Origin of the sequence: Paenibacillus naphthalenovorans (genome assembly GCF_001465255.1) — a bacterium.
Classification (GTDB): Bacteria; Bacillota; Bacilli; order Paenibacillales; family NBRC-103111; genus Paenibacillus_G; species Paenibacillus_G naphthalenovorans.
Window position 1 is genome coordinate 3,130,383 of record NZ_CP013652.1, and the last position, 24,839, is coordinate 3,155,221.

At 54.1% G+C, this 24,839-nt stretch carries 19 protein-coding genes and 1 riboswitch; of the genes, 3 read left to right on the forward strand and 16 right to left on the reverse strand.

The window, feature by feature from the left end; all coding sequences use genetic code 11:
- Window positions 1-59 precede the first annotated feature (59 nt).
- The 14 genes from pheT to cobJ form a co-directional block, all read right to left on the reverse strand.
- On the reverse strand, window positions 60-2,510 hold the full coding sequence (pheT, locus tag IJ22_RS15330) for a phenylalanine--tRNA ligase subunit beta (protein ID WP_062409443.1): 2,451 nt from the start codon (window positions 2,508-2,510) through the stop codon (window positions 60-62).
- A 22-nt stretch (window positions 2,511-2,532) separates the two neighbouring features.
- Window positions 2,533-3,567, reverse strand: coding sequence for a phenylalanine--tRNA ligase subunit alpha (gene pheS / locus IJ22_RS15335; protein WP_054818670.1), 1,035 nt, complete (start codon window positions 3,565-3,567; stop codon window positions 2,533-2,535).
- Between the two features lie 451 nt (window positions 3,568-4,018).
- Window positions 4,019-4,522 (reverse strand): ferritin, encoded by a 504-nt coding sequence (locus IJ22_RS15345; protein ID WP_062409445.1) that lies wholly within the window; start codon window positions 4,520-4,522, stop codon window positions 4,019-4,021.
- Window positions 4,523-4,637: 115 nt separating this feature from the next.
- The gene (locus IJ22_RS15350) at window positions 4,638-4,865 is read right to left on the reverse strand and encodes a DUF1450 domain-containing protein (protein ID WP_054818668.1); all 228 of its coding nucleotides are present in this window, start codon (window positions 4,863-4,865) and stop codon (window positions 4,638-4,640) included.
- Between the two features lie 281 nt (window positions 4,866-5,146).
- A complete protein-coding gene (locus tag IJ22_RS15360; RefSeq protein ID WP_062409447.1) occupies window positions 5,147-6,565 on the reverse strand; it encodes a cobyrinic acid a,c-diamide synthase CobB in 1,419 nt (472 codons plus the stop codon).
- The gene (locus tag IJ22_RS15365) at window positions 6,562-7,719 is read right to left on the reverse strand and encodes a cobalt-precorrin 5A hydrolase (RefSeq protein WP_062409448.1); all 1,158 of its coding nucleotides are present in this window, start codon (window positions 7,717-7,719) and stop codon (window positions 6,562-6,564) included. The genes IJ22_RS15360 and IJ22_RS15365 overlap by 4 nt, the downstream gene beginning before the upstream one ends.
- Entirely contained in the window at window positions 7,719-8,495 is a 777-nt protein-coding gene (gene cobM, locus IJ22_RS15370; RefSeq protein ID WP_062409449.1) for a precorrin-4 C(11)-methyltransferase, read from the reverse strand. Before cobM ends, IJ22_RS15365 begins: the two co-directional genes overlap by 1 nt.
- Entirely contained in the window at window positions 8,492-9,202 is a 711-nt protein-coding gene (gene cobI, locus IJ22_RS15375; RefSeq protein WP_062409450.1) for a precorrin-2 C(20)-methyltransferase, read from the reverse strand. Before cobI ends, cobM begins: the two co-directional genes overlap by 4 nt.
- Complete coding sequence (locus IJ22_RS15380; RefSeq protein WP_062409451.1) at window positions 9,195-10,454, reverse strand: bifunctional cobalt-precorrin-7 (C(5))-methyltransferase/cobalt-precorrin-6B (C(15))-methyltransferase; 1,260 nt, start codon at window positions 10,452-10,454, stop codon at window positions 9,195-9,197. Before IJ22_RS15380 ends, cobI begins: the two co-directional genes overlap by 8 nt.
- Window positions 10,455-11,600: a cobalt-precorrin-5B (C(1))-methyltransferase gene (locus IJ22_RS15385; RefSeq protein ID WP_062409452.1), complete on the reverse strand. Its 1,146-nt coding sequence runs from the start codon at window positions 11,598-11,600 to the stop codon at window positions 10,455-10,457.
- Window positions 11,601-11,605: 5 nt separating this feature from the next.
- Window positions 11,606-12,256 carry a precorrin-8X methylmutase gene (locus IJ22_RS15390; RefSeq protein ID WP_062409453.1) on the reverse strand — a complete coding sequence of 217 codons (651 nt, stop codon included), beginning with the start codon at window positions 12,254-12,256 and terminating at the stop codon, window positions 11,606-11,608.
- A gap of 3 nt (window positions 12,257-12,259) precedes the next feature.
- Window positions 12,260-13,036: a precorrin-6A reductase gene (gene cobK, locus IJ22_RS15395; protein WP_054818665.1), complete on the reverse strand. Its 777-nt coding sequence runs from the start codon at window positions 13,034-13,036 to the stop codon at window positions 12,260-12,262.
- Window positions 13,033-13,959, reverse strand: coding sequence for a sirohydrochlorin chelatase (locus tag IJ22_RS15400; protein WP_062409454.1), 927 nt, complete (start codon window positions 13,957-13,959; stop codon window positions 13,033-13,035). Before IJ22_RS15400 ends, cobK begins: the two co-directional genes overlap by 4 nt.
- 41 nt (window positions 13,960-14,000) lie before the next feature.
- Window positions 14,001-15,647 carry a precorrin-3B C(17)-methyltransferase gene (gene cobJ / locus IJ22_RS15405; RefSeq protein WP_062409455.1) on the reverse strand — a complete coding sequence of 549 codons (1,647 nt, stop codon included), beginning with the start codon at window positions 15,645-15,647 and terminating at the stop codon, window positions 14,001-14,003.
- Between the two features lie 616 nt (window positions 15,648-16,263).
- Window positions 16,264-16,465, reverse strand: a riboswitch (cobalamin riboswitch).
- A gap of 258 nt (window positions 16,466-16,723) precedes the next feature.
- Here cobJ and IJ22_RS15415 point away from each other — a divergent pair.
- Window positions 16,724-17,083, forward strand: coding sequence for an MmcQ/YjbR family DNA-binding protein (locus tag IJ22_RS15415; protein WP_062411012.1), 360 nt, complete (start codon window positions 16,724-16,726; stop codon window positions 17,081-17,083).
- 227 nt (window positions 17,084-17,310) lie between these two features.
- Window positions 17,311-18,249, forward strand: a complete 939-nt coding sequence (locus tag IJ22_RS15420) for an aldo/keto reductase (RefSeq protein ID WP_062409457.1) — start codon at window positions 17,311-17,313, stop codon at window positions 18,247-18,249.
- A gap of 330 nt (window positions 18,250-18,579) precedes the next feature.
- Here IJ22_RS15420 and IJ22_RS15425 read toward each other — a convergent pair whose 3' ends face one another.
- Complete coding sequence (locus IJ22_RS15425; protein WP_062409458.1) at window positions 18,580-20,331, reverse strand: putative bifunctional diguanylate cyclase/phosphodiesterase; 1,752 nt, start codon at window positions 20,329-20,331, stop codon at window positions 18,580-18,582.
- Between the two features lie 112 nt (window positions 20,332-20,443).
- Window positions 20,444-22,108: a copper resistance CopC/CopD family protein gene (locus tag IJ22_RS15430; protein WP_062409459.1), complete on the reverse strand. Its 1,665-nt coding sequence runs from the start codon at window positions 22,106-22,108 to the stop codon at window positions 20,444-20,446.
- Between the two features lie 472 nt (window positions 22,109-22,580).
- On the opposite strand from IJ22_RS15430, the gene IJ22_RS15440 reads away from it, so the two are divergent.
- Complete coding sequence (locus IJ22_RS15440; protein ID WP_062409460.1) at window positions 22,581-24,806, forward strand: ribonucleoside-diphosphate reductase subunit alpha; 2,226 nt, start codon at window positions 22,581-22,583, stop codon at window positions 24,804-24,806.
- Window positions 24,807-24,839: the final 33 nt, after the last annotated feature.

A 24,839-nucleotide genomic window follows, 5' to 3' on the forward strand; every position in this document is an offset into this window, starting at 1 on the left:
ATACGGAGAATCGCTTTTCCTGCTACAGTTCTCAACCTTTTGTCAGAAGAGATGAACCATTATTTCCTCAGCACGGCGGCGAAAGCCGATTCCAGCTCGGCCACAACGCGGCCATGCAATTCGCTTACCTCATTGTCGGTCAATGTACGGTCCGGCGTCCGATACACAAGGGAAATGGCGACGCTTTTCTTATCCGCTCCAAGCCGTTCACCCGTGTAAACATCGAATACCTGAATCGACTCAAGCAGAGAACCCGCCGTCTCCCTGGCTTTATCCAGCAAATCGCCCACGGCTACGCCGCGGTCCACCACCAGCGCCATGTCGCGGATAATGGCCGGGTAACGAGGCAGCGGGTCATAGGTGAAGCGTTCACCCGCTAGCTCCGTGAGCGCGTCCATTTCCACTTCTAATACGTATGTGTCGGCAAGGTCTTTCTGCTGCTGCAGTGCCGGGTGCAGCTGTCCGAGCGTTCCGATGATTTTGCGGACTCCGTCACGCTCTACTTCCACTTGCGCGCAGCGCCCCGGATGGAAGCCTTCCGGACCTGCCGCTACGTACCGGACGCCTTCTATACCCAGATACTGGACGAGCCCTTCAAAGATCCCCTTCAAATCATAGAAGTCCACGTCCCCCGGTTTTCCCGTCCAATGCACATCGCTCCGCTTGCCCGTCAGCAGGATCGCGAGCATAAGCTTCTCCTCCGGCAGCCGGCTGAGCGTTTCTTCATCCGAGAGGAACACGCGGCCAATCTCAAAAACAGCCACATCGTTGATGTTCCGGTTGCGGTTATATGCAGCCACGTCCAGCAGATGAGGCACCAGGCTCGTGCGTAGCACGCTGCGTTCTTCGCTCATCGGCATCGCCAGGGCTACCGGCTTCGTTTCGCGGTGAGCGCCAGGGAAGCTGTGAATCTGTTCCGGATGGGTGAACGAATACGTAATGGCCTCATGAAGGCCGCTGTTCGTCAGAAGCGTCCGGACCACGCGGCGGATCGACTGCTCTCTTGTGAGTGCGCCCGGCGTCGTTACTACGTTCATCAGCGTTGTCGGAATATGATCGTAGCCGTGAAGGCGCGCCACTTCCTCAATGAGGTCGACCGCTCTCGTGATATCACCGCGTCTGCTGGGCACATGCACCCGGAAGCCATCCCGATCAAGCGGCTCAACGGCAAAATTCAACCGCCCGAAAATGGCTTTCACTTCCTCGGCAGACAACTCGGTACCAAGGTAGCTGTTGATGCGGCCTACGGTGATCTCGATCTTCACCGGCCGATGCTCGCCGCTTACAGCCTCTACCACACCCGATGCCACTTGTCCGCCGGCCAGCTCCGCAATCAGTGACGCCGCACGGTTCAAAGCCGGAATGACCGCTTCCGGATTCACTTCCTTCTCAAACCGCAAAGACGCCTCGGAACGGAGCCCGAGCTGACGCGACGTTTTGCGGACGGAGCCGCCGTCGAATTTGGCCGATTCCAGCACAATCCGGGTCGTTCCCTCGGTGACCTCGGAATTCGCGCCCCCCATTACGCCTGCAATCGCGACCGGCTTCGTACCGTCCGTAATCAGCAGCATGTGAGGCTCAAGCGTTCTCTCCACATCGTCGAGCGTTACAAGCTTCTCGCCTTCGCGGGCCAGCCTTACGTCAATATGGCCGTTGGCCAGCTTATCCGCATCAAACGCATGCAGCGGCTGTCCAAATTCCAGCATCACGTAGTTGGTAATGTCGACGATATTATTGATGGGCCGAATTCCGGCCGCCATCAGACGATTTTGCAGCCACAAAGGTGACTTTCCGATTCGTACGCCTTCGATCAAGCGCGCCGCATAATGCGAGCACAAATCTTTTGCGGAAATTTCGACCGATATCTTATCCTCCGCCTTTATTCCGCTTGTATTCTTACGGAGTCCCGACTCGGCGTCAGGCAGCTTGACTTCCCGGCCGAGAATGGCGCCGATCTCATAAGCCGTACCCAGCATACTCAAGCAATCCGAACGGTTCGGCGTCAGATCCAGATCCATTACCTCATCGTTTAGAGCGAGCACATCCAAAATGCTTGCACCCACCTCCGTGTCCTCAGGCAGAACAAGAATGCCTTCCTGAATCTCCTTGGGCAGCAGCTTGTCGTTTAAGCCCAGCTCCTTGGCCGAGCAAATCATTCCCTGCGACTCCACGCCGCGCAGCTTCGAGCGTTTGATCGACAATCCGCCCGGCAGCTTCGCGCCTATTAGCGCGACAGGCACCTTCTGGCCTGCAGCCACATTTTTCGCTCCGCAAACGATTTGCAGATCTTCGCCTTGGCCCGCATCGACGATGCATACGCTCAGCTTGTCGGCATCCGGATGCTTCTCCCGCGACTTGACAAAGCCGACGACGACCTTTTCCACACCCTTGTTCCGGTTTTCCACAATATCAACTTCAATCCCGCTTCTAGTCAGCTTTTCAGCCAATTCGGCCGCTGTATTACCGCTTATATCCACATACTGGGATAACCATTCATACGATACCTTCATTTCCCCAGGTCACGCTCCCCTCTTAAATATGCACGAACTGCTTCAGGAACCGCAGATCGTTCGTATAGAAATGGCGAATATCTTCAATGTCATATTTCAGCATCGCGATTCTTTCCACGCCAAGACCGAAGGCAAATCCGCTGTATTCCTGCGGATCATAGCCTGCCATCTCAAGCACGCGCGGATGCACCATGCCGGAGCCAAGGATTTCGAGCCATCCTGTCTGCTTGCACACCCGGCAGCCGTGACCGCCGCACATCGCACAGGTGACATCCACCTCCGCACTGGGCTCCGTGAACGGGAAGAAGCTCGGCCGCATCCGGATTTGCGTTTGCTTGCCGAACAGCTCCTGAACGAATTGAAGCAAAGTCCCCTTGAGGTCGCTCATACGAATGCCCTTGTCGATGACAAGTCCTTCAATTTGCGTGAACATATGGGAATGCGTCGCATCGTCGTCGTCACGGCGGTATACCCGGCCGGGGCAGATGATTTTGACCGGCACATGGCCTTTCATTTTCTCCATGGTCCGTACTTGTACCGGAGAGGTATGCGTCCGCATCAGAATATCTTCCGTTACATAGAACGAATCCTGCATGTCGCGCGCCGGGTGGTTTTTCGGCAAATTCAGCGCTTCGAAATTGTAGTAATCCTGTTCCACCTCAGGGCCTTCGGCCACCGAATAACCCATGCCGATAAAAATATCCTCGATCTCCTGAATCACCTTGCTGATCGGATGCACCGCACCCCGTGCAACGGGCCGCCCCGGGAGTGTCACGTCAATCGTTTCAGCCGCCAGGCGCGCCTGCGTTTCCGCTTGGTTGTATTCTGCCTGCTTGGCTTCAATCACTTCCTCGATCGCAGCGCGCACTTCATTGGCCACTTGACCGATAACCGGACGCTCTTCCGCGCTCAAAGCGCCCATACCGCGCAAAATTTCGGTGAGCGGGCCCTTTTTCCCTAAATACTTGATACGAAGGTCGCTGAGCTGCTGCTGGTTTTCCACACGAGCGAGCTCATTAAGCGCCTCTTCCTTTAATGCAAGCAATCGTTCTTTCATCGCCATGCCGCCTCCTTAATCGTTGTTTCATTATGTGCCTTAGCCTTAAGTGCCTCCCGGTTTCGCTCAACGCAAAAAAGGCTTTTCCGTCCGATAAGGGACGAAAAAGCCGCGGTACCACCCTTGTTGGAAAAACCTTTCTTATGCTGCATAGCATAGGCACGAAGAAACGGTTCCTCCCACTTCGTTGAACGTAACGGTTCATGAACCACAATTCGCGGTTCGACACCGGTTCCTTCTACTTGCCGATACAGACGTCCGTACGGTTTCAAAGGACTGCTCAGGAGCGAACTTGGGCAGCCTGATTCCTCGGACACGCTCTCAATCGCCGGCGTATCCTCCCTGTGAAGAAGCACTGCTTACTTTTCTCCGTCAACGCATTTATCATTATGGATTTATCAAGTATTATATGCAAACGATGCGCCGGATGCAAGTGCCCTCCGCCTTCCGGTTACTGGGCCGGTGGCGTAAAGGTGCGTGCAAGAAACTCGGTATCGAGCATAAAAAAGGCATTGCTGTCTTTATCGATGCGCTTCAGCTTTTGAATAATGCTGTCAAACAGCGCCTCTTCCTCAACCTGCTCGTCAATAAACCACTTCAAAAAATGAATGGTGGCATGCTCGCGATCGTTCATGGCAATGTCGGACAAGTCATAGAACCGTTTGGTCACAACTTTCTCATGCTCATAGGCATGCTGATAAGCATCCAGTACGGACGTGTAATTATTATTCGGCGTATCCATGCCGGATACGGTGACGCGTTCGCCGCGATCGTTCAAATACTTGTATATTTTCATCGCATGGAACCTTTCTTCCTCGGCCTGCACAATGAAGAAATTCGCAAACCCGTCCAGGCTCTCCGAAGAACAGTAGGCCGCCATGGCCAAGTAGACTTGAGCCGAATAAAACTCAAAATTCATTTGGTCGTTCAACGCTTTGCTCAACGCTTCATTCATGAAATCACATCCTAAATATGTAGTCATATATCCCTATAATATACCATTGTGCGTCAAGGAAAGCGATTGTGAAATGTGAACATGATATGTCATTTCCTGCCGCCAAGCCGGAAGATCAACTGATCTTGTTCTTCAATTTTTCAAATAACATTTCGGCATTCGGGGCAGATACCAGCTTCTTGGATTTTCCTACAACGGCAAAGCATTCTTTGGAGCAAAGCTTGCAGTTACCCAGGCAGTCCCTTTTCTTCTGCTTTACTTTAGGATAGTCGCCTTTAATGCTTTTATACACTTTTTTGGTGCCTCTTTTAAAATTTTTGCAGCAGTATCTGATCTTTTTCATAAAGATGACGTCCCGCCTTCCGCCGCTAATTCAAAGCTTTATACCCGAATGATAATAGTTATCATTATCAATGTCAATCCTGCAGAAAACCGGTTGTTGCCGGTTGTTGCCGCTGCGATCGCGCTTCACCCCTCTCACGCGGGCCACTGCGCTGAAATTCATCCTTACGGCGGGGCTTTTGGCCTCTCCGCTCTCTATTGCGCTGATTTTCAACGTTACAGACTGCTGCATACTAAAAAGCAGTAGAGATGGGATGACCCTTGCTCTACTGCTCCTCTACTTCACGGCTGCACTATTGGCAGACGATATTCCTCGCATTCCTTGAGCCATCGTACTACAAGCTCCGGATTGGAAGCAAAATGCAAATGCGTATAACCTGCCACCGTCCGGTACAGCAGGCAGCCGTCCTTTTTCGTGCCCCGCAGACCCTTGGTTTCATAGGCCGGTGCCGGCTCTACCGCCTCCGCCGGTACATAGGTGGAATAATGGAACTCGTGCCCGCGCGCGATGTCCCCGTCCCGAAACAGAAAATTGTCCGGCGTGCCTGTGATTTCCCTGAGTCCTAGTGCAGCGAGCTTCGGCTGCATGACAACTTTGCCGGGGATAAGCCCCAGCATGGGATAACTTCGGCCCTGTGTATCTTCAATCGCCTGTGTCAAATACATAAAGCCTCCGCATTCGGCCAGTGTCGGCAATCCGCTTTCCAAGGCTTTCCGTATGGACCCGGCAACCGCCTCCTCCCGGCTCAGCGCTTCGGCGAATTCTTCGGGGAAGCCCCCGCCAATATAAAGCCCCTGCACCCCTTCCGGAAGCGGTTCTCCCGCCAGCGGGGAGAAGTAGACCAGCTTTGCTCCGTAATGCTCCAGAAGCTCCAAATTTTCAGAATAATAGAAATGGAAAGCCGCATCGTACGCTACAGCCATTCTGACTTGATACAACCGGGCCGGAGGCGCAAAAAGCTTCGGCGGCTCTACAGCCGGCGGTTCAGCGGCGGAAGCAAGCTCCAGCAGTCTATCCAGATCGGTATTCTGCTCCAGACGATCGGCCAATTCCTCGAAGAAACCGCCCATCTCCCCACGTTCAATGGAAGGTACGAGTCCGAGATGACGCTCGGGCAAGGCCAGCTGATCTTCCCTCTTCAAAAAGCCGATGACCGGAATGCCGCATTCCTGCTCGATCGCTTGTTTGACAATGCGGTAGTGTCCGTCACTGCCGACCTTGTTGGCGAAAACGGCGGCAATGCGCACATTCGGCTCCAGAAGCTGAAAGCCTTTCACGATCGCGGCCGCGCTCCGCGCCATGCTCTGACAGTTTACCACCAGCAGAACAGGCAGCTGCAGCAGAATGCCGATCTCGGCTGTGCTTCCTGTGTTGGACAGCGGATCTTTCCCGTCGTACAGCCCCATTACACCTTCAATGACCGATACATCGGCATCCTTGGAGGCGCGTCCGTATATTTCTTTCACCGTCTCGGACGTCAGCATCCAGCTGTCCAAATTGCGCGAAGGCCTGCCGGTCACCGCCTTATGATAAGTCGGATCGATGTAATCCGGGCCGCATTTAAATCCCTGCACCGTCAAGCCTCTGCGGCGCAAAGCCGCCATGAGACCAAGGGTAACGGTCGTTTTGCCTGCACCGCTGCCGGTCCCGGCGATGACGACGCTTCGATGAACCGCTTGTCCGTTCACCCCTATGCTCATAAGCTGCCGCTTCCCTTCTCAAAATCCATTATGCCAACGGATATCGTTACGTTGCCGCTTTTTTTCTTTACCAGCGCAAGACGTTTCGCTCCCGTAAAGCGTTTGGCGGCAGGTTCGCTGACGCCGTACGCGCCGGTATATTTATATACGGTCTCGGACGGTTCCTCGATCGGTATTTCATTAAGCTCCCCGGGCGTATAGCAAACCAGCGGCCAGCCGTTCTCTTCACATACGGCGAGCAGGCCTTCCTCGTCTTTTTTCAAATCGATAGTGCAAACCGCCTTCACGCTACGAATTGAAAACTGAAGCTCCTCCAGCGTTTCCCGGATAACTGCCGCAATTTCCTCGGAGGAGGTGCCCCGATTGCATCCGATGCCGAGTGCGATCACTTTGGGACGATACAACACGCCGTTTTTCAGAATGGGCTCTTCTTCAGGCGTGAGGATACGATGAGTCACGACCAGCGCAGCCTGCGGCTCATCGCCTAGAGCGGTCGGGATATCCTTGTAAACGCGGATGTTGTGCGGGAGCGGAGACGGATAAGTCCACCAATCCGGTTCCCCGGATTCCTGAATAATAGCGATTCGTTCCTCATTTACGACGGATGCGCTCACCGGCGTCAGCTTGTCCGCCGATTCCCAAGTCCATCCGTAACGTCGTCCGAACAAATCGACGGCAATCGTCTTCTGCACGTCCGACGCCGTGGTGATCACCGGCACTGCGCCAAGTACCGCCGCAACCTCGCGCGCGAGCTCGTTCGCTCCGCCCAAATGGCCGGACAGCACGCTGATGACATGCTCGCCTTTGTCGTCAATGACGACGATACCGGGATCCGTCTTTTTATCCTTCAATAAGGGAGCGATCATGCGAACGACGGCCCCAAGAGAAATGATGCAAATGATTCCGTCGTAAGCGGGAAACAGCGCCGGAAACAGCAGGCGCACGCTTCCTTCAAACAGCTGGATATTCCTTCCGGATTCGTCTCCACGGGCGAACTTGGACATATAATACACATCCGCATGGTCAAACGACCGCTGCAGCCGGCGTGCTAGCTCCACCCCGTGCTTTGTGATGGCAATCAACGCATAATTGCCCGATTTCCGGATATCCGGGATCGTCCCTTCCTGCAGCGTAATGACTTCCGGTTCCCCCATCAGTCCTTCACCCCTTTGCGGTAGCCGTGCGTGAACGATTTATCGTACAGCTTCGAACGGTACTCCTCATGAGTACCGATTTCCGGGTCGAGCGCCCATCCGGCCAAAATCATCGCATGCTTGCGAATTCCGTTCACGCGCATATCCTCATCCAACCGGGCAAGCGTAGTCCGCACGATGATTTGATCCGGCCAGGACGCTCGTTGAACGACGGCAACCGGGGTTTCGGGACTCCATCCGGCCTCTGTCAGCTCGCGCACCACTTTTTTCGTCAGCGTTGCGCTCAGAAACAACGCCAGCGTACAGTGATGGGCCGCCAAATCTTTGAGCTGCTCGCGATCCGGCACCGGAGTGCGTCCTTCGGCCCGTGTCAGAATGACCGTTTGGGTCAGCTCCGGAATCGTAAGCTCAGCCCCTACCGCAGCCGCAGCCGCAAACACGGAACTGACACCCGGTACGATCTCGCATGCGATTCCTTCCTTGGCCAGCAGCGCCTTCTGTTCCATGATGGCCCCGAAAACGGCCGGATCTCCCGTATGGACACGGGCTACAAGCTTGCCTGCTTTGACGCGGTCCGCCATGATGGCCACCATTTCCTCCAGACTCATCCCCGCGCTTTTGAGCACTTCCGCTTCAGGCTTTGCCCGTGCAATCAGTTCGTCGTTCACAAGAGAGTCCGTGTAAAGCACGACATCGGCCTCCTGGAGGATGCGCAGTCCCTTCACCGTAATCAAATCCGGGTCCCCCGGGCCTGCGCCGATAATATAAAGCTTCATTTTCTCACCACCATTAACGTCAAATACTCCAGCTCGCGACCGGCCAGCTCTTCGATATTGCGCCAAATTTGCTCCTCGCCCGAGGTCACCTTAGTCAGTACCGACGCCTTGTCCGTCAGCCCCAGATCCCGCAGCACCGACAACATCAGATCGATGACCTTCGCCACCTTGATGAACACGACGCAATCATGCGTTTCCAAAGCCCGGCGCATCTGCCCATAATCATTCGTAGCCGGTACGATCGCCATCTGCTCGTCACCGTCGGCAAGCGGTAACCCGAGTCTGGATGCCGCAGCGTTGACGGAGGATATGCCGGGAACCGAAATGGCCTCCACCTCCGGGTGCCTTTCTTTCATCAGGCGCATCAAATGGATATAAGTACTGTACAGCATCGGATCGCCTTCGGTGACGAACACGACATTTTTCCCCTGCTCAAGGTGGCTCCAGACCGTATCTACTGTCTTGTTCCACTGTTTTTCCAGCGCTTCTTTATCTTTCGTCATCGGGAAGGTCAGGGCGAGCATCTCCTTTTCCCGGGTGTCTACATACATTTCTACAATGGTCAGGGCGTAGCTCTTGGCGCCCGATTTTTTGCGCGGATAGGCGATCACCGGCGATTCCTTGAGCAAACGAAACGCCTTGACCGTAATGAGCTCCGGATCTCCCGGGCCTACGCCCACGCCGTATAATGTGCCGATCTTACTCATCCGTTTGTCCTCCTGTCGTCGGACTGTCTTTTTGATGCCGTCTTGCTGCAATGATATACACGGGGTTCAAGCTTTCAAACCGCGTCATGTCCAGAATCGGCTTGCTGCGGCTGATTTGGGCGAGCGTTATATCCGCTGCGAAGCCTTCTTCGGCAAAAGCTTTGGTTGCGGCCGACAGGTTCTCGATCGTTGCAGCGTTCAGCACAATGGTACCTCCCGGTCTCAAACGATTGCAGCAGATCGAAAGCAGTTCCCTCAGCTCTCCCCCGCTGCCTCCAATAAACACCGCATCCGGATCGGGAAACTGATCGAGTCCCTCCGGCGCTTTGGCATGAATTCCCGTAATGTCAGTCCGGAATTTGCGGATATTTTCACGGAAGTTCGCCAAGTCCCCTTCATTTTTCTCGACCGCATACACAGCCCCGTCACGGCATATCCGGGCCGCTTCAATCGCTACGGAGCCTGTGCATGTACCGATATCCCATACGATGCTGTCCCGTCTTAAATGAAGGGCCGCCAAGCTGAGGACGCGAACCTCTTTTTTCGTGATCAGCCCTTTGTCGGGCTTGCGCTGTGCAAACTCGGCGTCATCAATGCCGAGCGGCCAATCCGGCGACGCTGTCCCCGGCCGCCTCCGCAGAATCACGATATTCAGCGGTGAGAAGCCCGATTCACCGGAGGCGGCAAGCTCTTCGAGCCCGTACCAGCCGGTACGCTCCTTCGTACCTCCGAGATGCTCGCCGACAAAGACGCGGTATTCGGTCATGCCGAATTCCAGCAAATAGCGGGCGATTGCACCCGGATGGTTCTTCTCATCCGTCAGCAGCGCTACTTTGGCTTGTCCGTCGATCCGCTGCGCAAGCCCCTTCAGGCTGCGGCCGTGCGCGCTTGCGATATATGCATCCTGCCAGCTCTCGCCGATTCGCGCAAAGGCGAGCTGAAGCGAGCTCACCTGCGGATATACCTCCACCCGCCCGGGAAGCTTGCCCGACAAATAACCGCCTATACCGTAAAATAGCGGATCGCCGGATGCCAGCACCACGGTCCTCCGGTGCTCTGCCTGAAGCTTCTCCGTCAGCTCGCCCAGACCACCCTTAATCAGGATCGTTTCTCCCCGAAAATCCGGAAAAAACTCCAGCTGCCGTTCTCCTCCGACAAGCACCTCGGCCTGCCTGATCCGATCCATGTACAATTCAGGCAAACCCGCCGTTCCGTCATCACCGATCCCTATGACGGCAATCGTTTCTTTCATCTAAAAATCCCCTTCCTGCCTGACGCTATATCCGCCGCTTTCCTTGGTCATGCTCATCCTTCCCAACAGCTCGGCCTTCATCGAGATAATGACCGTTTCCACCTCAAAGCCTGAGCTGCTGCTTCCCCCTGCTTCTTGAAGCAAAGAACGGCAGCAGTACGCGCACATCACATCGAAAAATAATCTGCATCCCAGCTCATGCATCATATCTCCCACCTGAGAAGCGGTGTTCGCTTCGGCAATCTTACGGACCACCGTCTCAGAAGCTCCGGCCTCCTCCGCCATACGGGCAAGAAAGCCGAAATCAACGGGGGCGCTCTTGGAATGTACCATCATCACCCCTTGCGCGACTTTGGAAAACTTGCCCATCATTCCGACCAGCGTCACCTTGCGAATGCCTTGTCTCGCACATTGTTGAAGCGCGAACCCGACAAAATCCCCCATTTCGACGAACGCTTCCTCCGGCAGCTTCGGATACATCTCCATCCCGAACTTTTCGGTCCGTCCTCCGGTAGAAAGAACAACATGGCTGCAGCCGCCCTTGACCGCTACTCGGATAGCTTGGGCTACGCTGGCTTTATACGCTGCCGTCGAGAACGGGACGACGATCCCCCGCGTACCCAGAATCGAGATGCCGCCTACTATGCCGAGTCTGGCATTAAGCGTCTTCTTCGCGATTTCTTCTCCATCGGGAACGGAAACAACCACCCTTACCCCCCGATTCAGCTCATACCGGTTTAATACCGCCTCGACCGCTTCGCGGATCATCTTCCGGGGGACCGGATTAATCGCCGCCTGACCAACCTCTACCGGAAGTCCGGGCTTTGTTACCCGACCTACGCCGACGCCGCCGTCCAGCTCGATGCCGGGCGTTTCCCGCCAGGAAACCTCGCAAATGATTCTTGCTCCATGAGTCGCATCCGGGTCGTCGCCGCCATCCTTAATAATTTCAGCGGAAGCCCGGTGCTCCTCCACCTCGCATGCGACGATCTCGAAGGTGACGTCCTGACCGATCGGCAGCCGGATGGTCGACTGCCGCTGCGGCTCCTGCACAATCAGCGCCTCAAGCGCCGCCTGCGCCGCAGCGGTCGCGCAGGCGCCCGTCGTATATCCATGACGCAGCGGCTTGGACTCCTTCGCATCCATGCCGCTTATCCTTCGCGCTCTGCAAGCAGCGACAGCGCATTAACGGATGCCACTGCAACAGGGCTGCCGCCCTTCCGGCCGATATTCGTAATGAAAGGCACATCAAGCTTGAGCAGCTCTTCTTTGGATTCCGCCGCAGAAACGAAGCCGACAGGCACGCCGATGATCAGACCCGGCTTCGCCTGGCCTTCCTTGACCAGACGAATCAGTTCCAGCAGCGCCGTCGGCGCATTGCCGATCGCATAGATCGCTCCGTCCGCCTCACGGGCCGCTTTACGGATCGAGATGATCGCCCGCGTCGTATTCAGACGCTTCGCTTCCTCCATAACATCCGGATCCGATATGTATACCCGAACGTCGCCGCCGTACTTTTGAATTCTCGGCTTGCTGATGCCCACCTGCACCATTTGCACATCGGCTACGATCGGCTTGCCGCTTCGGATGGCGTCGATACCGGCGCGGATGGCATCCGGATGGAACACCAGGCTGCGCCCCAATTCAAAATCCGCCGATGCGTGAATGACCCGCTGCACCACCTTGTACTGCTCCTCGGTAAAGGAATGCTCGCCAAGCTCCTCGGTAATCATTGCAAAGCTTTTCTCCTCAATTTCCTGCGGCTGTACCGTCAGCGGTTTAAACTCCGTCCGAAAATCCATAATTTATCGCGCCTCCCGTAACGTGTGATTTAATTCGTCCAGCACTCCGTCAAACTCCGAATACACAACGCCGTAATCCAGCTGCGGGCGTCCGATGACGATCGTATCAATGTTCATTTCCAGCGCTGCCGCAAGCTTTTCCTCGACCGCCCCGATTTTGCCGCTTTCCTTTGTGATGACCGTCGTGACCCCGTAATGCCGATACAGCGCTTGATTCAATTCCTTGGAAAAGGGCCCCTGCATGGCCACAATATTTTTCTGTTCGATGCCCAGCTGCTCGCACTTCTCCATGTTATCCTTACGGGGCAGCATACGGGCAACCAACGTCGTATCCGGGAGCCCGATCAGCCGCTCGGCAAAAATATGCAGCGTCTTGCTGCCCGTCGTGAGCATAATCACGCCGCGTCTGCTCGCGGCAAGCTCCGCTGCTTGCTCATAGTCGTCCACGAACAAAAGCCGCTGATGCCCTTCATAGGTTCCCCGCTCCCGCTCATAACGGATATACGGCACGCCCGTCTGAAGAGCGGCCGCCATAGCCTGCCGCGAAGCTTCCTCGGCAAACGGATGACTCGCATCCACGACTGTCCGAAACCCGCGGCTGCGGATCAGCTCGGCCATACCGGCTGCGTCAAGCCGGCCGGTTTGCACCGGAATCCCCGCCTCCTCCAGACTTTTCGCGGCACTCTCGGTCACAACCGTAGCAAGCAGTTCATACCCTGCGCCCTTAATGCGCACCGCCAATTCACGCGCATCGCTCGTTCCTGCCAGCATGAGAATCATAAGTACACCTCTTTGCTCTTAACAGTCGGCTTCTGCCGTTCATGTTCATGATCGTGGTCATGGTGGTCGTGATGCTCGTGATTATGATGGTGGTCGTGATCATGGTGATGATGGTGATCCATGTGCTTCGCCGCCTCAAGCCGAAAATGGCACATATCACAGTTCATGCGAACTTCTCCATAGAGCGCCTCGTTGGCCCGCTCCTTCAAAATTTCGCTCAGCTTCGGATGAAAGCCAAAGTAGTCCGCCAAAACGAACGACCGGTCCGGATGCTTTTTAGCAAACTCGCCTTTCATTTGCTCCAAGCGTTTGATCAGCACGCCCGTAAACAGAAAATAAGGCAGCATCACAATCCGTTTGGCGCCGAGCTTCACGCAGCGCTCTACGCCTTCGTCCGCGAGCGGGGCCGTTACCCCAATGAAGGCAGTTTCCACCCATTTCACCTTCAGCCGCTCCCACAATAGCCGCGATATTTTATATAAATCGCTGTTGGCGTCCGCATCGCTGCTGCCGCGTCCGATCACAAGCAGCGCCGTATCCTCCGCGTTCTCTTCAAGATCGATCCCCGCTTCTTCCAAGCGTGAAGACAAAATATCAAGCGCCAGCTCATGAACGCCGATCGGCCGGCTGTAAACAAACAGAACGTCCGGATACTTCTGCTTCGCCGCATCTATGGCAGCCGGAATATGCAGCTTCGCATGCCCCGCCGCAAACAGCGTGATCGGCACAACCGCAACCAAGGTCGCTCCCCGGTCTACGCAGGTCTGAATGCCTTGAGCGATCGTAGGTGACTCAAACTCCAAAAAGCACGTTTCCACGATCGGCTCCCCCAGCATTTTTGCCACCGAAGCTACAAAAATGCGTACCTCCTCATTTCCTTCCGGATCCCGGCTGCCGTGCCCTACAAACAATACCGCATTCATGCTCCGTCCCCCTTCTTTACCCATTATTGTCCTTATCGGCCTTATGAATCGCCGCACACCGCATTTTCGATCTGAAAGACCGGCAGATCCTGATGCCGGTACCCTTCCAGCTCCTTCACGCGGCCGAAAAATTTATGGAACCGCTCGTTCGGGTAACCTTCATTGGCGTAACGGGAGACGATTCTCTCCACCGTCTCCACCAACCGCTCCGGCTCGATGCCCTCAGCGACAGGCTGCCCCGGGCGGGCATTTCTTCCGACCGTTTTGCCTCCCAGGAACAGATCGAACTTTTCTCTGCGGTACACGATCCCGATATCCTCCTTCACAGCTCCGTAGCACGCCATACCGCAGCCGTTGAAGCCGATCTTCAGCTCCTTCGGCACGCGCATACCACCCAAGCGGCGATGGAGTTCTTCCATATAAGGCACCGAATCGGCCTTGTCCATGTTGCAGAAATCGCAGGCTTTCAACTGCGCCACATCGCCAATCGGGGCAACGAGCAGCCCTGCGTCCGTTAATCTTGAGGTCACCGCATCGGGATCCGATGTCCGGAGACGCACCAGCATTTGATGATGCGGGGTATATTCCATCGTCCCGTCTTCACCAACGATCTCGGCAAGCAGCGCAAGCTGGGCGGCGGTCAGCCGTTTCTCGGCAAGCCCCGGACTCACGGCAAATTCAAGGATGGCTTCCTGGCGGAATAGGCCTGTGTCAAGGCTGCCGGATTCGGGCCGGGCCAATCCGGAGCTGTGCGCATCGGCAAGCTGCAGTGCTTCCAGTGCCAGCTCATACGCGGATACCGGCTTCTCAGATTTCCCCTCCGCTTTATATTCCGCCGCCGGACCATCCGGCTCCGTCTGTTCCCCCAGAGCCCAGGGCTCCGCTTCTTTCTGCAGCCTTTGATGCGGCTTTAGCGGCTGTACTTCTGATCCGAGCGTATACTTGCGCTGATAGCCGCGCGGTGTCACCATGAGCCCGTCATAAACTACCGTGGTCGAGTTGCCGATAATCACCGTCGTCAGCATCCCGATGTCGTGCTCCAGCATCTCTTCAAGCGTAGTGATGACGATGTCTTCACGCTCGCGGTAAGCGCTCTTGACGATCCCTACCGGCGTCTGCGGCGAGCGATACTTCAGCAGCACCCGCTGCGTTTCCACGATTTGCCTTGTGCGTCTGCCGCTTCGCGGATTATACAGTGCAATGACAAAATCGGCCTGCGCCGCTGCTTCCACGCGCTTGATGATCAGCTCCCATGGCGTCAAATGGTCGCTCAGACTAATCGTGCAGGCATCGTGCATGATAGGCGCCCCAAGCAAGGAAGCCGTCGAGTTGATCGCCGATATGCCGGGAATCACTTCGACATCTACGCCTTGGCCGCGCCGCCAGCCTTTTTCCATCAGCACCTCATAGATCAGCCCGGCCATGCCGTATACACCGGCGTCCCCGCTGGAAATGACAGCCACCCGATGTCCGGCCTCCGCTTGACGAACCGCCTCCTGCGCCCGGCTCACCTCTTCGGTCATCCCCGTGCGCACTACCTGCTGCCCGTTTAACAAACCTCTCACCAAATCTACGTATGTATTGTATCCGATCACAACGTCGCTTTCCTGAATTGCATCTCTCGCTCTCTGGGTCATATGCTCATAGCTGCCCGGTCCAAAACCAATCACAGACAATTTCCCTTTCATACTTCATCCCTCCTTGACTTCCTAAATCAATTGATCAGCATGGTCATACCTTTTATAAGGAATATGCCTCGTCCCTTCGCAAACTGCCTTCAACAATAAAATCTGCTTCCACTAGAGTGATGTTCAGCGCAGTGGCACTCCTTCTGGCGGTGATCCCTCTTTTGGGGCTGCTGTTAGACTGATTTTCAGCTCAGCAGCACAACGTGGTCCAATCGCGACCCATACAGCAAGCTCGTGAGGCAGCTGGCAGGAGGTGCCGTACGAATCCCGCAAGCTTCTGCGTCCATCCGGATTCATCGGGATTCTCCTCTGTCCGGTGAAAAAAACTGCTGTCCAACCGATATTCGGCACCCGAACATCGGCGAGCACTGCAAACCGGATGGACTCGCTCCGCATGCCAAAAATACAAAAAAGCATCTTCCTCCCGGAAGATGCTTGACGACAATGGATGGGGAACCAGCAGCACGGCTTTATTTTACGCATGGGCTGTCGCCCGTTCGGCTGCGCTCAATAAAGACGGTCGTGCCTGCATGGCTTCTACCGCTCTCGTACACCATCCTATCCGCGTAGGTATCGGGTGACTTCGTTGACAGCCGCCATCACAACATCGGATGGAACGGCCTCAACAGAACAGGCAGGTCTCCTGACTTGCGTCTCAACGCTTTTCCGCAGCCTTCCCATCATTCGACAGTGGCGTCATTCAAGCAGAAAAGCTTCTCGCTTACAGTGGCGGGACCGTGCCGGACTTGCACCGGCTTCCCTTTTAAACCGAGACCGTCTTTACGAACGGAATCGGTACCTGTTCGATAAAATGATGACTATTGCTGATTAGGGTAAAATCGAGTTAATGATAGCATGGTTGTCCGCTTAATGTCCACATCAGTTTTCACTTTTCACGGGACCCCGAAAAGGTTATGATGGAATCGACAGGGCATAAGAAAAGCTTCTGCTAAGAAGCCTGTTCGATGAAGAACCGTTCGTGTGTTAAGATGAAGCTTTTCCGTAATACCGGAATCGTGATCCTCCGGATCGAAGCCGTACATTCTGATATTAATAAAAAAGGAGATCCGCCGCCGATGGATCATCAACAGCTGATCAACTATGGATTGAAGAAAACCGGCGCCGACTTGCGTTATCCGTTTGATCCTGAAACGCCGGTATTGTTCGTCGCCAATAAAATGTTTGCACTTTTCGGCTCATTTCAAGGTACCCCCAGCGTGAACCTGAAGGCCGACCCCGACACCGTATGGCTGACGAGACAAACCTATCCGAAGTCCGTCTACCCCGGCTATCACATGAACAAGCGCCATTGGAATACCGTCCTGCTGGACGGGTCGATCGGCGACAGCGAAATATTGGACATGCTGGACGAATCTTATCAGCTGGTTTGCAGCAAGCTGCCCAAGTCGGAAAAACAGCGCTTGTCTCTCCAGTAAACGATGTTTCAACTTGCGGCTTACCCGTTAAGCGCTCTTGCTATACCATACATCGTAAGTCGTCATTTCATCGTTTGGCATCTCCCATCCACGGCCTCGCCTTTGAGATTCCTCGCTCGTTTTCTTCAAAAGCGGGTTTGAATAGGGCCACCCGTTTTTGTACAATCGGGTACAGGCTGGACAGTTAGAATCACATCCCGAAAGCACTCATCCAAGGAGGAATGTCCATGAAATATCGCAAGCTCGGTGCAACGAATTTGAAGGTTTCCGTCATCGGCGTAGGGACTTGGCAGTTCGGAGGCGAATGGGGCAAGCCTTTCACGCAAGCCGAAGTGGACGGCATTCTCGATCAGGCCAAGGATAGCGGCATCAATCTGATCGATACTGCGGAATGCTACGGCGACCATACGTCCGAGTCGCTGATCGGCAGCTACGTCTCCCGCGGACGCCGGGAAGATTGGGTGATCGCCACCAAGTTTGGCCATCGCTTCCACGCGCATATGGATCGTACACAGCACTGGTCCCCGCAAGAGGTGCTTCAACAACTGGACGCTTCCTTAAAGGCTCTTCAAACGGATTACATAGACCTGTACCAATTTCATTCGGGAACAGACGAGGCGTTTGATCAGGACGACTTATGGACTATGCTGGACAAACAGGTGCAAGCGGGTAAAATCCGCCATCTCGGAACGTCCATCGGGAGCAACGATAACCTGCATCAAACCGAAGCTTCCTCACGCGTCGGCTCAAAGGTCATTCAAGTCGTTTATAACCGGCTGGACCGCGCGCCGGAGGAGCGGGTATTTCCTTCCTGCGAGCGGCAGGGGCTTGGCGTATTGGCGCGCGTGCCTCTGGCAAGCGGATACTTGAGCGGCAAATATAAGCCGGGGGCTGTGTTTGCCGTCAACGACGTCCGGCAGCGGCACGATCCCGAGCAAACGCGCCTCAAGCTTGAAGAGGTCGAACGCATTAAGGAGAAGGAGCTGCCCGCCGGTATGGATATGGCCACTTGGGCATTAGCCTGGTGCCTCAAGCACCCTGCGGTTACTGCCGTCATTCCCGGCTGCAAAAGCCCGGAGCAGGTTATCGCCAACGCCGCAGCGGCAAATTACGTGGGGGACGGCCACCCTCAAAGCTGGAAGCAGCAACCCAATGACCAAGCATAAAATGGTTTTGAGTTAAGAATGCCAAGGACGCGGCAGAAGCACTCCTCACCGGAATTCCGGTCGCTTTTTCACTTGCGGTAGTGCTTTGCCATGTGATAGTCCGTCTGCCGGCCGATTCCACCTGCCGGTAACAGGCGGAATCGATGCCACCCGCCGCGGCTCTTCCGCCCAAGCGGACATCCCGGCAGTCTGGTTCAGGCGCAGCGTAACTTTTACAAAAAAAATCGCCCCCTCGCCTTAAATGAACTGTGACCCACAATAGGGTCACTTTTTTTCAAAGTGTCCTTCATTATGGGTCACAGTTCAAAAGTGTGATGGGGGCCGCTTGGTTTACGCCACCATGTTCCTCTTCAGCAAATCGTAAAACTCATCTGCCGGAACCGGTTTGCTGTATATGTACCCTTGAATTTCCCTGCATTTGACATCCAGCAGAAACGAAAGCTGATCTTCCGTCTCCACCCCTTCCGCAATGACATTCAGGTTCAAGCTTTGCGCCATCGCCATGATCGCCTGAACGATCGCGGCATCATCCGGGTCATCGGTAACATCTCTAACGAATTGCTGTGCGATTTTCAGCTTATCGATGGGAAATTTTTTCAAATAATTCAGTGAGGAAAAGCCTGTCCCGAAATCGTCAATCGAAATATGTACTCCCAGCTCGCGCAACGTATTAAGCTTGTCTACCACTTGGTCCAGCTGATACATCGCTATGCCTTCCGTAATTTCGAGCTCCAGGTATTGCGGCTCCAATCCGCTTTCCTGAAGCGCTTCTAATACAACCTGTACAAAGTCGTCCTGGTAAAATTGGACCGGTGAGATGTTGACTGCCATCTTCAACGGCGGGAACCCCTCAAGCTGCCATGCTTTATTTTGCATACAGGCCGTTCGCAGCACCCACTTCCCGATGGGAATAATCAATCCCGTTTCTTCCGCAAGAGGAATGAAATCACCCGGAGAAATAACGCCGAGCCGCGGATGATTCCATCGAAGAAGAGCCTCCATCCCGTTTAAACGATGATCGAATATATCCACTTGAGGCTGAAAATACAGCACGAATTCATCCTGCTCCAGCGCTTTGTTCATCCACTCCTCCAGAACCAGCTTCTGGATGACCGCATCGTTCATCTCGGCGGTATAAAAGCGGTAGCCGTTCGTACCGTAATCCTTAGCCCTGGACATGGCCGTGGCCGCATTCTTCATCAGCGTAATCGGATCGTCTCCGTCCTGTGGATATCTCGCTATGCCGATACTGCAGCCCACGCGAAGCTCGTGACCGTCAATGGAAAACGGCTTGCTGAACAGATGAACGATCTTTTGCGCAGCCAGCTCGACATCCGAAGACGGCTCCGCCTCCTCAATCGTTACGGTGAACTTGTCTCCCTCCTGCCTCGATACGCTCGCACCGCTGTTTAGTCCGTTCTTCAGTCGTTCCGCCGCTTCCATGAGCAACCGGTCGCCGAACGTGTGTCCGAACGTATCATTGATATTTTTGAACCTATCGAGATTGATGAACAGGACAGCCAGCGTGGATCTGGCTATTCGGGTCGCCTCAATGGAAGCCTCAAGGGATTGCTGGAATTTCTCCCTATTCGGCAGCCCGGTAAGCTGGTCATGAAAGGATAAATCATGTAAACGCCGTTCCGTCGCATCCCTGTTCCGGAGATCGGCAATAACAAAATACAACAAAGGGACCGCCAGCAGCATCGTTCCTGCCGCATCCGCCAAGTGGACTAACCAGCCGTTCCATTCTGCATAGATGTAACGGGTCGCCATCTCCGCACATTCCGCCAGCAGCAGCAAAGTCAATGCGGCATACCAGGCAGCCCTCAGTTGATTTGCTTTTTTCTTTAAAGACAAATAAAGAACCGGCCCGGCAGCAATCAAGATGAATCCGGGCGCGACCCAATCCGCTTGATCATAGGGAAGACCGAGCACTCCTTTTATCGAGATCAGCCCGGCTTGCGTTCCGATCAAAGTAAACCACAGACGCAGAAATGAAGCATGCTGCAGAAACCCGTCCCCTTGCCATGGCCTACTTGTCCCGGACGCTCCCGCAGGACTTCGTAGTTTATGCCTGTTCATCCTCTGCTACCTCCTGAAGGGTATATTTCTATTCTAATTCCCCTGTTTCAAAAGGACAAGAATTTTCAGTCGGGAAGTCCTGCGCATTTGGGCATTTTGTCATATTTAGAGATCAAAATATTCTTATTTCCTTTTCATAGACCGTTTCGTCATCGTTGCTGTCCATGACCCGAACCTCCAACTTCCAGCGTCCGGGATACGGCAGGTAGGCCCCCCGGGCCTTGTAGCTGTGCCTTTTCATACCAAATGATTCTTCAAAGCTCGGATCCTCAAAAGATTCCAGAGGAACCATCAGCGGAGCGATCTCCGGACTGTCGACCGATTGAAGCTTCATAATGACTTGCTTCGGTTTGCCGAGCTTCTCGGGCAGCCACACCTTCGCCGTAAAATCGTTGACTCCCGGAGCGTTGGGACTGATCTGCGCCGTCATGTGTATCTTTTCGCCCATCACATGCCAATTCAGCGGTTCATTCGCAGGAGCCGGCAGTAAATAGGTAAAAACACCGGCAATCCCCAAAATAAGGGACATCAGCAGCACATCCGCACGAATCAGGCGTCCAGTTGTCCGTTCATGATTCCGCCGGTAAAAATAACGGATCAAGGATGCGGTAACGACCACCGCCAGCACCAGCGCCGTCTTGACGATCAGCAGCTTGCCCCAAAGTGTTTCCACGATATAACGGATATCCGGCAGGAATATGAAGGTCATCAGCACCCCCGACGCGATCAGCACCAGAATACTGATCATCGCAGCCATAGAAAAAAAAGGGTACAGCCGCCTTGCTTGCTCCCTCTCATGGCGCCACAGCAGCAATAACGTCAGCAGCCCTCCAACCCAAACGGAAGAAGCGGCAAGATGCATAAAGTCCAATGTCAATGTATCTTTGGCGGGCTGGAAGGCGGCCGCATGCCCCAGCATGCTTTTGGCAACCCAGACGGCAGCAACCCATGCATAGTCCAGCAGAGCATTTCGGTACAGCATGACAAATGAAAGCAGAGCCAGCAAAAGCCCTCCGAGCCATGCATAGCCGATGATCGTTTGCGAGAACAACCGCAGCAGCGCACCCGCCCCGGCATCGCCGATTAAATCGCCCATATGGGCCCACATGAACAAAATATAAACAATGAGGTAAAACTGCTGCCAGCGCTCTGCGTTTCGGCGCAGCCGATTCTTCGTCTCCAACGGACTGCCCGTCCCGAACCAGCGAAGCCACAGCAGCAATCCCGTAAAGCCCAGCATTGTAACGTAGAAAGCGATACGCGAAGCAAACTGCAGCACATCCTTCACTCCAAAGCGATCGAATGGTCCGCTGTCGTGATAGTGAAGATGCTCCATGTCGGCCCTGATCCCGTCTGCGGGCGCCTGCCCGCTCAGGCTCTCGCCTACGGCGAACAGATACGTTCCGTTCACCGGATGTCCATCCGCTGAAATGACATGATATGTCACCAAATAAGTCCCTTGTCCAAGCTGCGGCAAATCCAGCTTAATTGCTGTTTGATTATCGCTCATCACCGGCCCCTGCTGCGTGACGAGCCGTTTGTCCTTATCATATACCCTTAATTGGTACAGCTCTTTTTCCAACGGTTCATTAAAGGTAAGAACAACCTGTTCAGGAGCTTGTACAAGCTCGCTGCCTGCTGCAGGTACGGCTTCAACCAAGCTGGCATGAGCGTCTGCGCGTGGCGCCCATCCAAGTGCAAAGACCAGCATCCAACATACTATCAAGAAATAAACCGGACGCCGAATCATCCGACTTACGGAAAATTTAAAAAACATGATAAAACCTCCTTCAAGTAGGTCCTCACTAAATGTAGCATAAATGACTCACATAAACCAATTACAAAACAATGAATATGGAATACTCACATATTTGTCGGATATTGTGTGAAATCATACATTGACAATCGGCGCGATAATGAGTTAATCTCATACTATCGCTCATCAAACAACTACATATGGTATTAGCAAACAGCTTTAGCCACGATATATTGTGGGATATTAAAAAGAAAGGCGGTTTGGTTCTGAACCGTACCGCCGATTTAAGCAGGAGCCAGTCGGCCGGATTCGCCATCTTTCGACTCGGAAAACAGCAGGGAAGAACTGCTTTTCCGAGACGCAGACCTGCCCGCTTCTTTGGTACGATTACCCGATGGCAGACAGGGGTGTGCCTTCCGGGACGCAGCAGGCATGCTTCGTTTGCGGGAACGGCGGCGGCATGCTTTTTACTTGATGAAAGGGAGCTGTTAACATGATTATCGTCAAAAGAGACGGCACGAAGGAAGAACTCGTATTCTCCAAAATGAAAAAAGTCATTGACTTCGCTTGCGAGACATATCCCGATTGTGATCCATTGGAGCTTGAAACCGCCTTGCTGCCGTTATTCCGCAATGAAATTTCGACCAAGGAAATACAGCGTCTGCTGATTCAAGTTGCCGTAGAGAAAACCAGTGTGGAACAGCCTAATTGGCAGTATGTGGCTGCCAAATTATTGACCTATGATTTATATAAAGAAGCGCAGTTAAACCGTAAATACGGCCATTTCGGATATGGCGATCTTTATTCCCTGATCACCTATCTGACACAAATCGGCCTGTACGGCGAGTACATTCTTGAACACTATACTAAAGAAGAGATCCGGGAGCTCGGCAGCTACATCAAACCGGAAAGGGACTATCTGCTAAACTACATCGGTCTGAAGACACTTACGGACCGATACCTGATCAAAGGGCTAAATAAAGAAATCCTGGAGCTGCCGCAGGAGCTGTTCATGGGCGTTGCCATGCATCTGGCCATGAAAGAATCGGACAAGCTTTACTGGGCCAAACGATTCTACGATGTGCTGAGCAATCTGGAAATGACGGTGGCCACCCCAACGCTTGCCAATGCCCGCAAGCCGCTGCATCAGCTGTCCAGCTGCTTTATCGACACGGTGCCGGATAACCTGTGGGGCATCTACAACGTAGACCAAAGCTTCGCGCAAGTATCCAAGCATGGCGGCGGGATGGGAATTTATGTAGGTAAAGTCCGCAGCCGCGGCTCCAACATTCGGGGCTTCAAGGGAGTGGCCGGGGGCGTCATTCCATGGATTAAAAACTACAACAACACAGCGGTTGCTGTCGACCAGCTTGGTGTCCGCTCCGGAGCGGTGGCGATTTATCTGGACGTATGGCATAAAGACATCCTGGACTTCCTGAACCTGAAAACGAACAACGGGGACGACCGGATGAAAGCCCACGATATTTTCCCGGGTGTATGTATTCCCGATTTGTTCATGAAGACGGTGGAGGAACGCGGCAGCTGGTATTTATTCGATCCGCATGAGGTGCGCAAAGTCAAGGGGTACTCCATTGAGGATGCTTACGGTGAGGAGTGGGAACGCCGTTATTGGGAATGCGTGAATGACGACAAAATCTCGAAGGACGAAATTCCGGCGATCGACATCATGAAGCGCATCCTGACGAGCGCTTTTGAGACGGGTACTCCGTTCATGTTCTTCCGCGACACGGTCAACCGGGCCAACCCGAACAAACATAAGGGCATGATTTACTGCTCGAATTTATGTACGGAAATATGCCAGAACATGAGCCCTACGGAATTGATCCAGACGCAGCACGAAGACGGCATCATCACCTCGCAGGTAAAGAGCGGTGATTTCGTCGTTTGCAATCTGTCGTCTACCAACCTGGGCCGCGTGTATACAAAAGAAGACATTGAACGTGTCGTAACAACGCAAATGCGGATGATGGACAACGTCATCGATTTGAACTACTATCCGATCCCTCAGGCGGAAATTACCAACAAAAAATATCGTGCCGTAGGCCTTGGCTCCAGCGGCTACCACCAAATGCTGGCTCAGCTTCAGATTCAGTGGGAATCCGAAGAGCATGTGCAAAAAGCAGACGAAGTTTATGAATGGATGAACTACTATGCCATTAAAGCTTCTATGGAAATCGCCAAGGAAAAAGGCGCGTATCCGGCATTCGAGGGAAGTGAATGGCAGACCGGAGAGTACTTTGAATCGCGCGGCTACAACAGTCCCGAGTGGCTGGAGCTCAAAGAGCAGGTAGCCAAGTACGGCGTTCGCAACGGCTGGATGTTCGCCATCGCGCCGACGGCGTCCACTTCCCTGATCGCCGGTTCGACTGCGGGCATCGATCCGATTTTCAACAAATTTTTCGTTGAGGAGAAGAAAAACGCCGTCGTGCCGCAGACCGCGCCGAACCTGAATCCGGACACGATGTGGTATTACAAGGAAGCGCACCGGATCGACCAGCACTGGAGCATCCGCGCTGCCGGCGTACGCCAACGGCACATCGACCAGTCGCAATCGTTCAATCTGTACATCACGCCGGAGCTGTCCGCTCGCGAATTCCTTGAGCTGTATATGGCAGCCTGGAAGAACGGGCTAAAAACCGTTTACTATGTCCGCAACCAGAGCCTCGAGGTAGAGGACTGCGTTAGCTGCAGCGCCTAATATCAACCACGAAGCTTAATGAACGGATCGCAG

Coding starts and splice junctions, on each gene's coding strand:
- pheT (WP_062409443.1), bottom strand. CDS start 2,510: ATGAAGGTATCGTATGAATGGTTATCCCAGTATGTGGATATAAGCGGT.
- pheS (WP_054818670.1), bottom strand. CDS start 3,567: ATGAAAGAACGATTGCTTGCATTAAAGGAAGAGGCGCTTAATGAGCTC.
- IJ22_RS15345 (WP_062409445.1), bottom strand. CDS start 4,522: ATGAATGAAGCGTTGAGCAAAGCGTTGAACGACCAAATGAATTTTGAG.
- IJ22_RS15350 (WP_054818668.1), bottom strand. CDS start 4,865: ATGAAAAAGATCAGATACTGCTGCAAAAATTTTAAAAGAGGCACCAAA.
- IJ22_RS15360 (WP_062409447.1), bottom strand. CDS start 6,565: ATGAGCATAGGGGTGAACGGACAAGCGGTTCATCGAAGCGTCGTCATC.
- IJ22_RS15365 (WP_062409448.1), bottom strand. CDS start 7,719: ATGGGGGAACCGGAAGTCATTACGCTGCAGGAAGGGACGATCCCGGAT.
- cobM (WP_062409449.1), bottom strand. CDS start 8,495: ATGAAGCTTTATATTATCGGCGCAGGCCCGGGGGACCCGGATTTGATT.
- cobI (WP_062409450.1), bottom strand. CDS start 9,202: ATGAGTAAGATCGGCACATTATACGGCGTGGGCGTAGGCCCGGGAGAT.
- IJ22_RS15380 (WP_062409451.1), bottom strand. CDS start 10,454: ATGAAAGAAACGATTGCCGTCATAGGGATCGGTGATGACGGAACGGCG.
- IJ22_RS15385 (WP_062409452.1), bottom strand. CDS start 11,600: ATGGATGCGAAGGAGTCCAAGCCGCTGCGTCATGGATATACGACGGGC.
- IJ22_RS15390 (WP_062409453.1), bottom strand. CDS start 12,256: ATGGATTTTCGGACGGAGTTTAAACCGCTGACGGTACAGCCGCAGGAA.
- cobK (WP_054818665.1), bottom strand. CDS start 13,036: ATGATTCTCATGCTGGCAGGAACGAGCGATGCGCGTGAATTGGCGGTG.
- IJ22_RS15400 (WP_062409454.1), bottom strand. CDS start 13,959: ATGAATGCGGTATTGTTTGTAGGGCACGGCAGCCGGGATCCGGAAGGA.
- cobJ (WP_062409455.1), bottom strand. CDS start 15,647: ATGAAAGGGAAATTGTCTGTGATTGGTTTTGGACCGGGCAGCTATGAG.
- IJ22_RS15415 (WP_062411012.1), top strand. CDS start 16,724: ATGGATCATCAACAGCTGATCAACTATGGATTGAAGAAAACCGGCGCC.
- IJ22_RS15420 (WP_062409457.1), top strand. CDS start 17,311: ATGAAATATCGCAAGCTCGGTGCAACGAATTTGAAGGTTTCCGTCATC.
- IJ22_RS15425 (WP_062409458.1), bottom strand. CDS start 20,331: ATGAACAGGCATAAACTACGAAGTCCTGCGGGAGCGTCCGGGACAAGT.
- IJ22_RS15430 (WP_062409459.1), bottom strand. CDS start 22,108: ATGTTTTTTAAATTTTCCGTAAGTCGGATGATTCGGCGTCCGGTTTAT.
- IJ22_RS15440 (WP_062409460.1), top strand. CDS start 22,581: ATGATTATCGTCAAAAGAGACGGCACGAAGGAAGAACTCGTATTCTCC.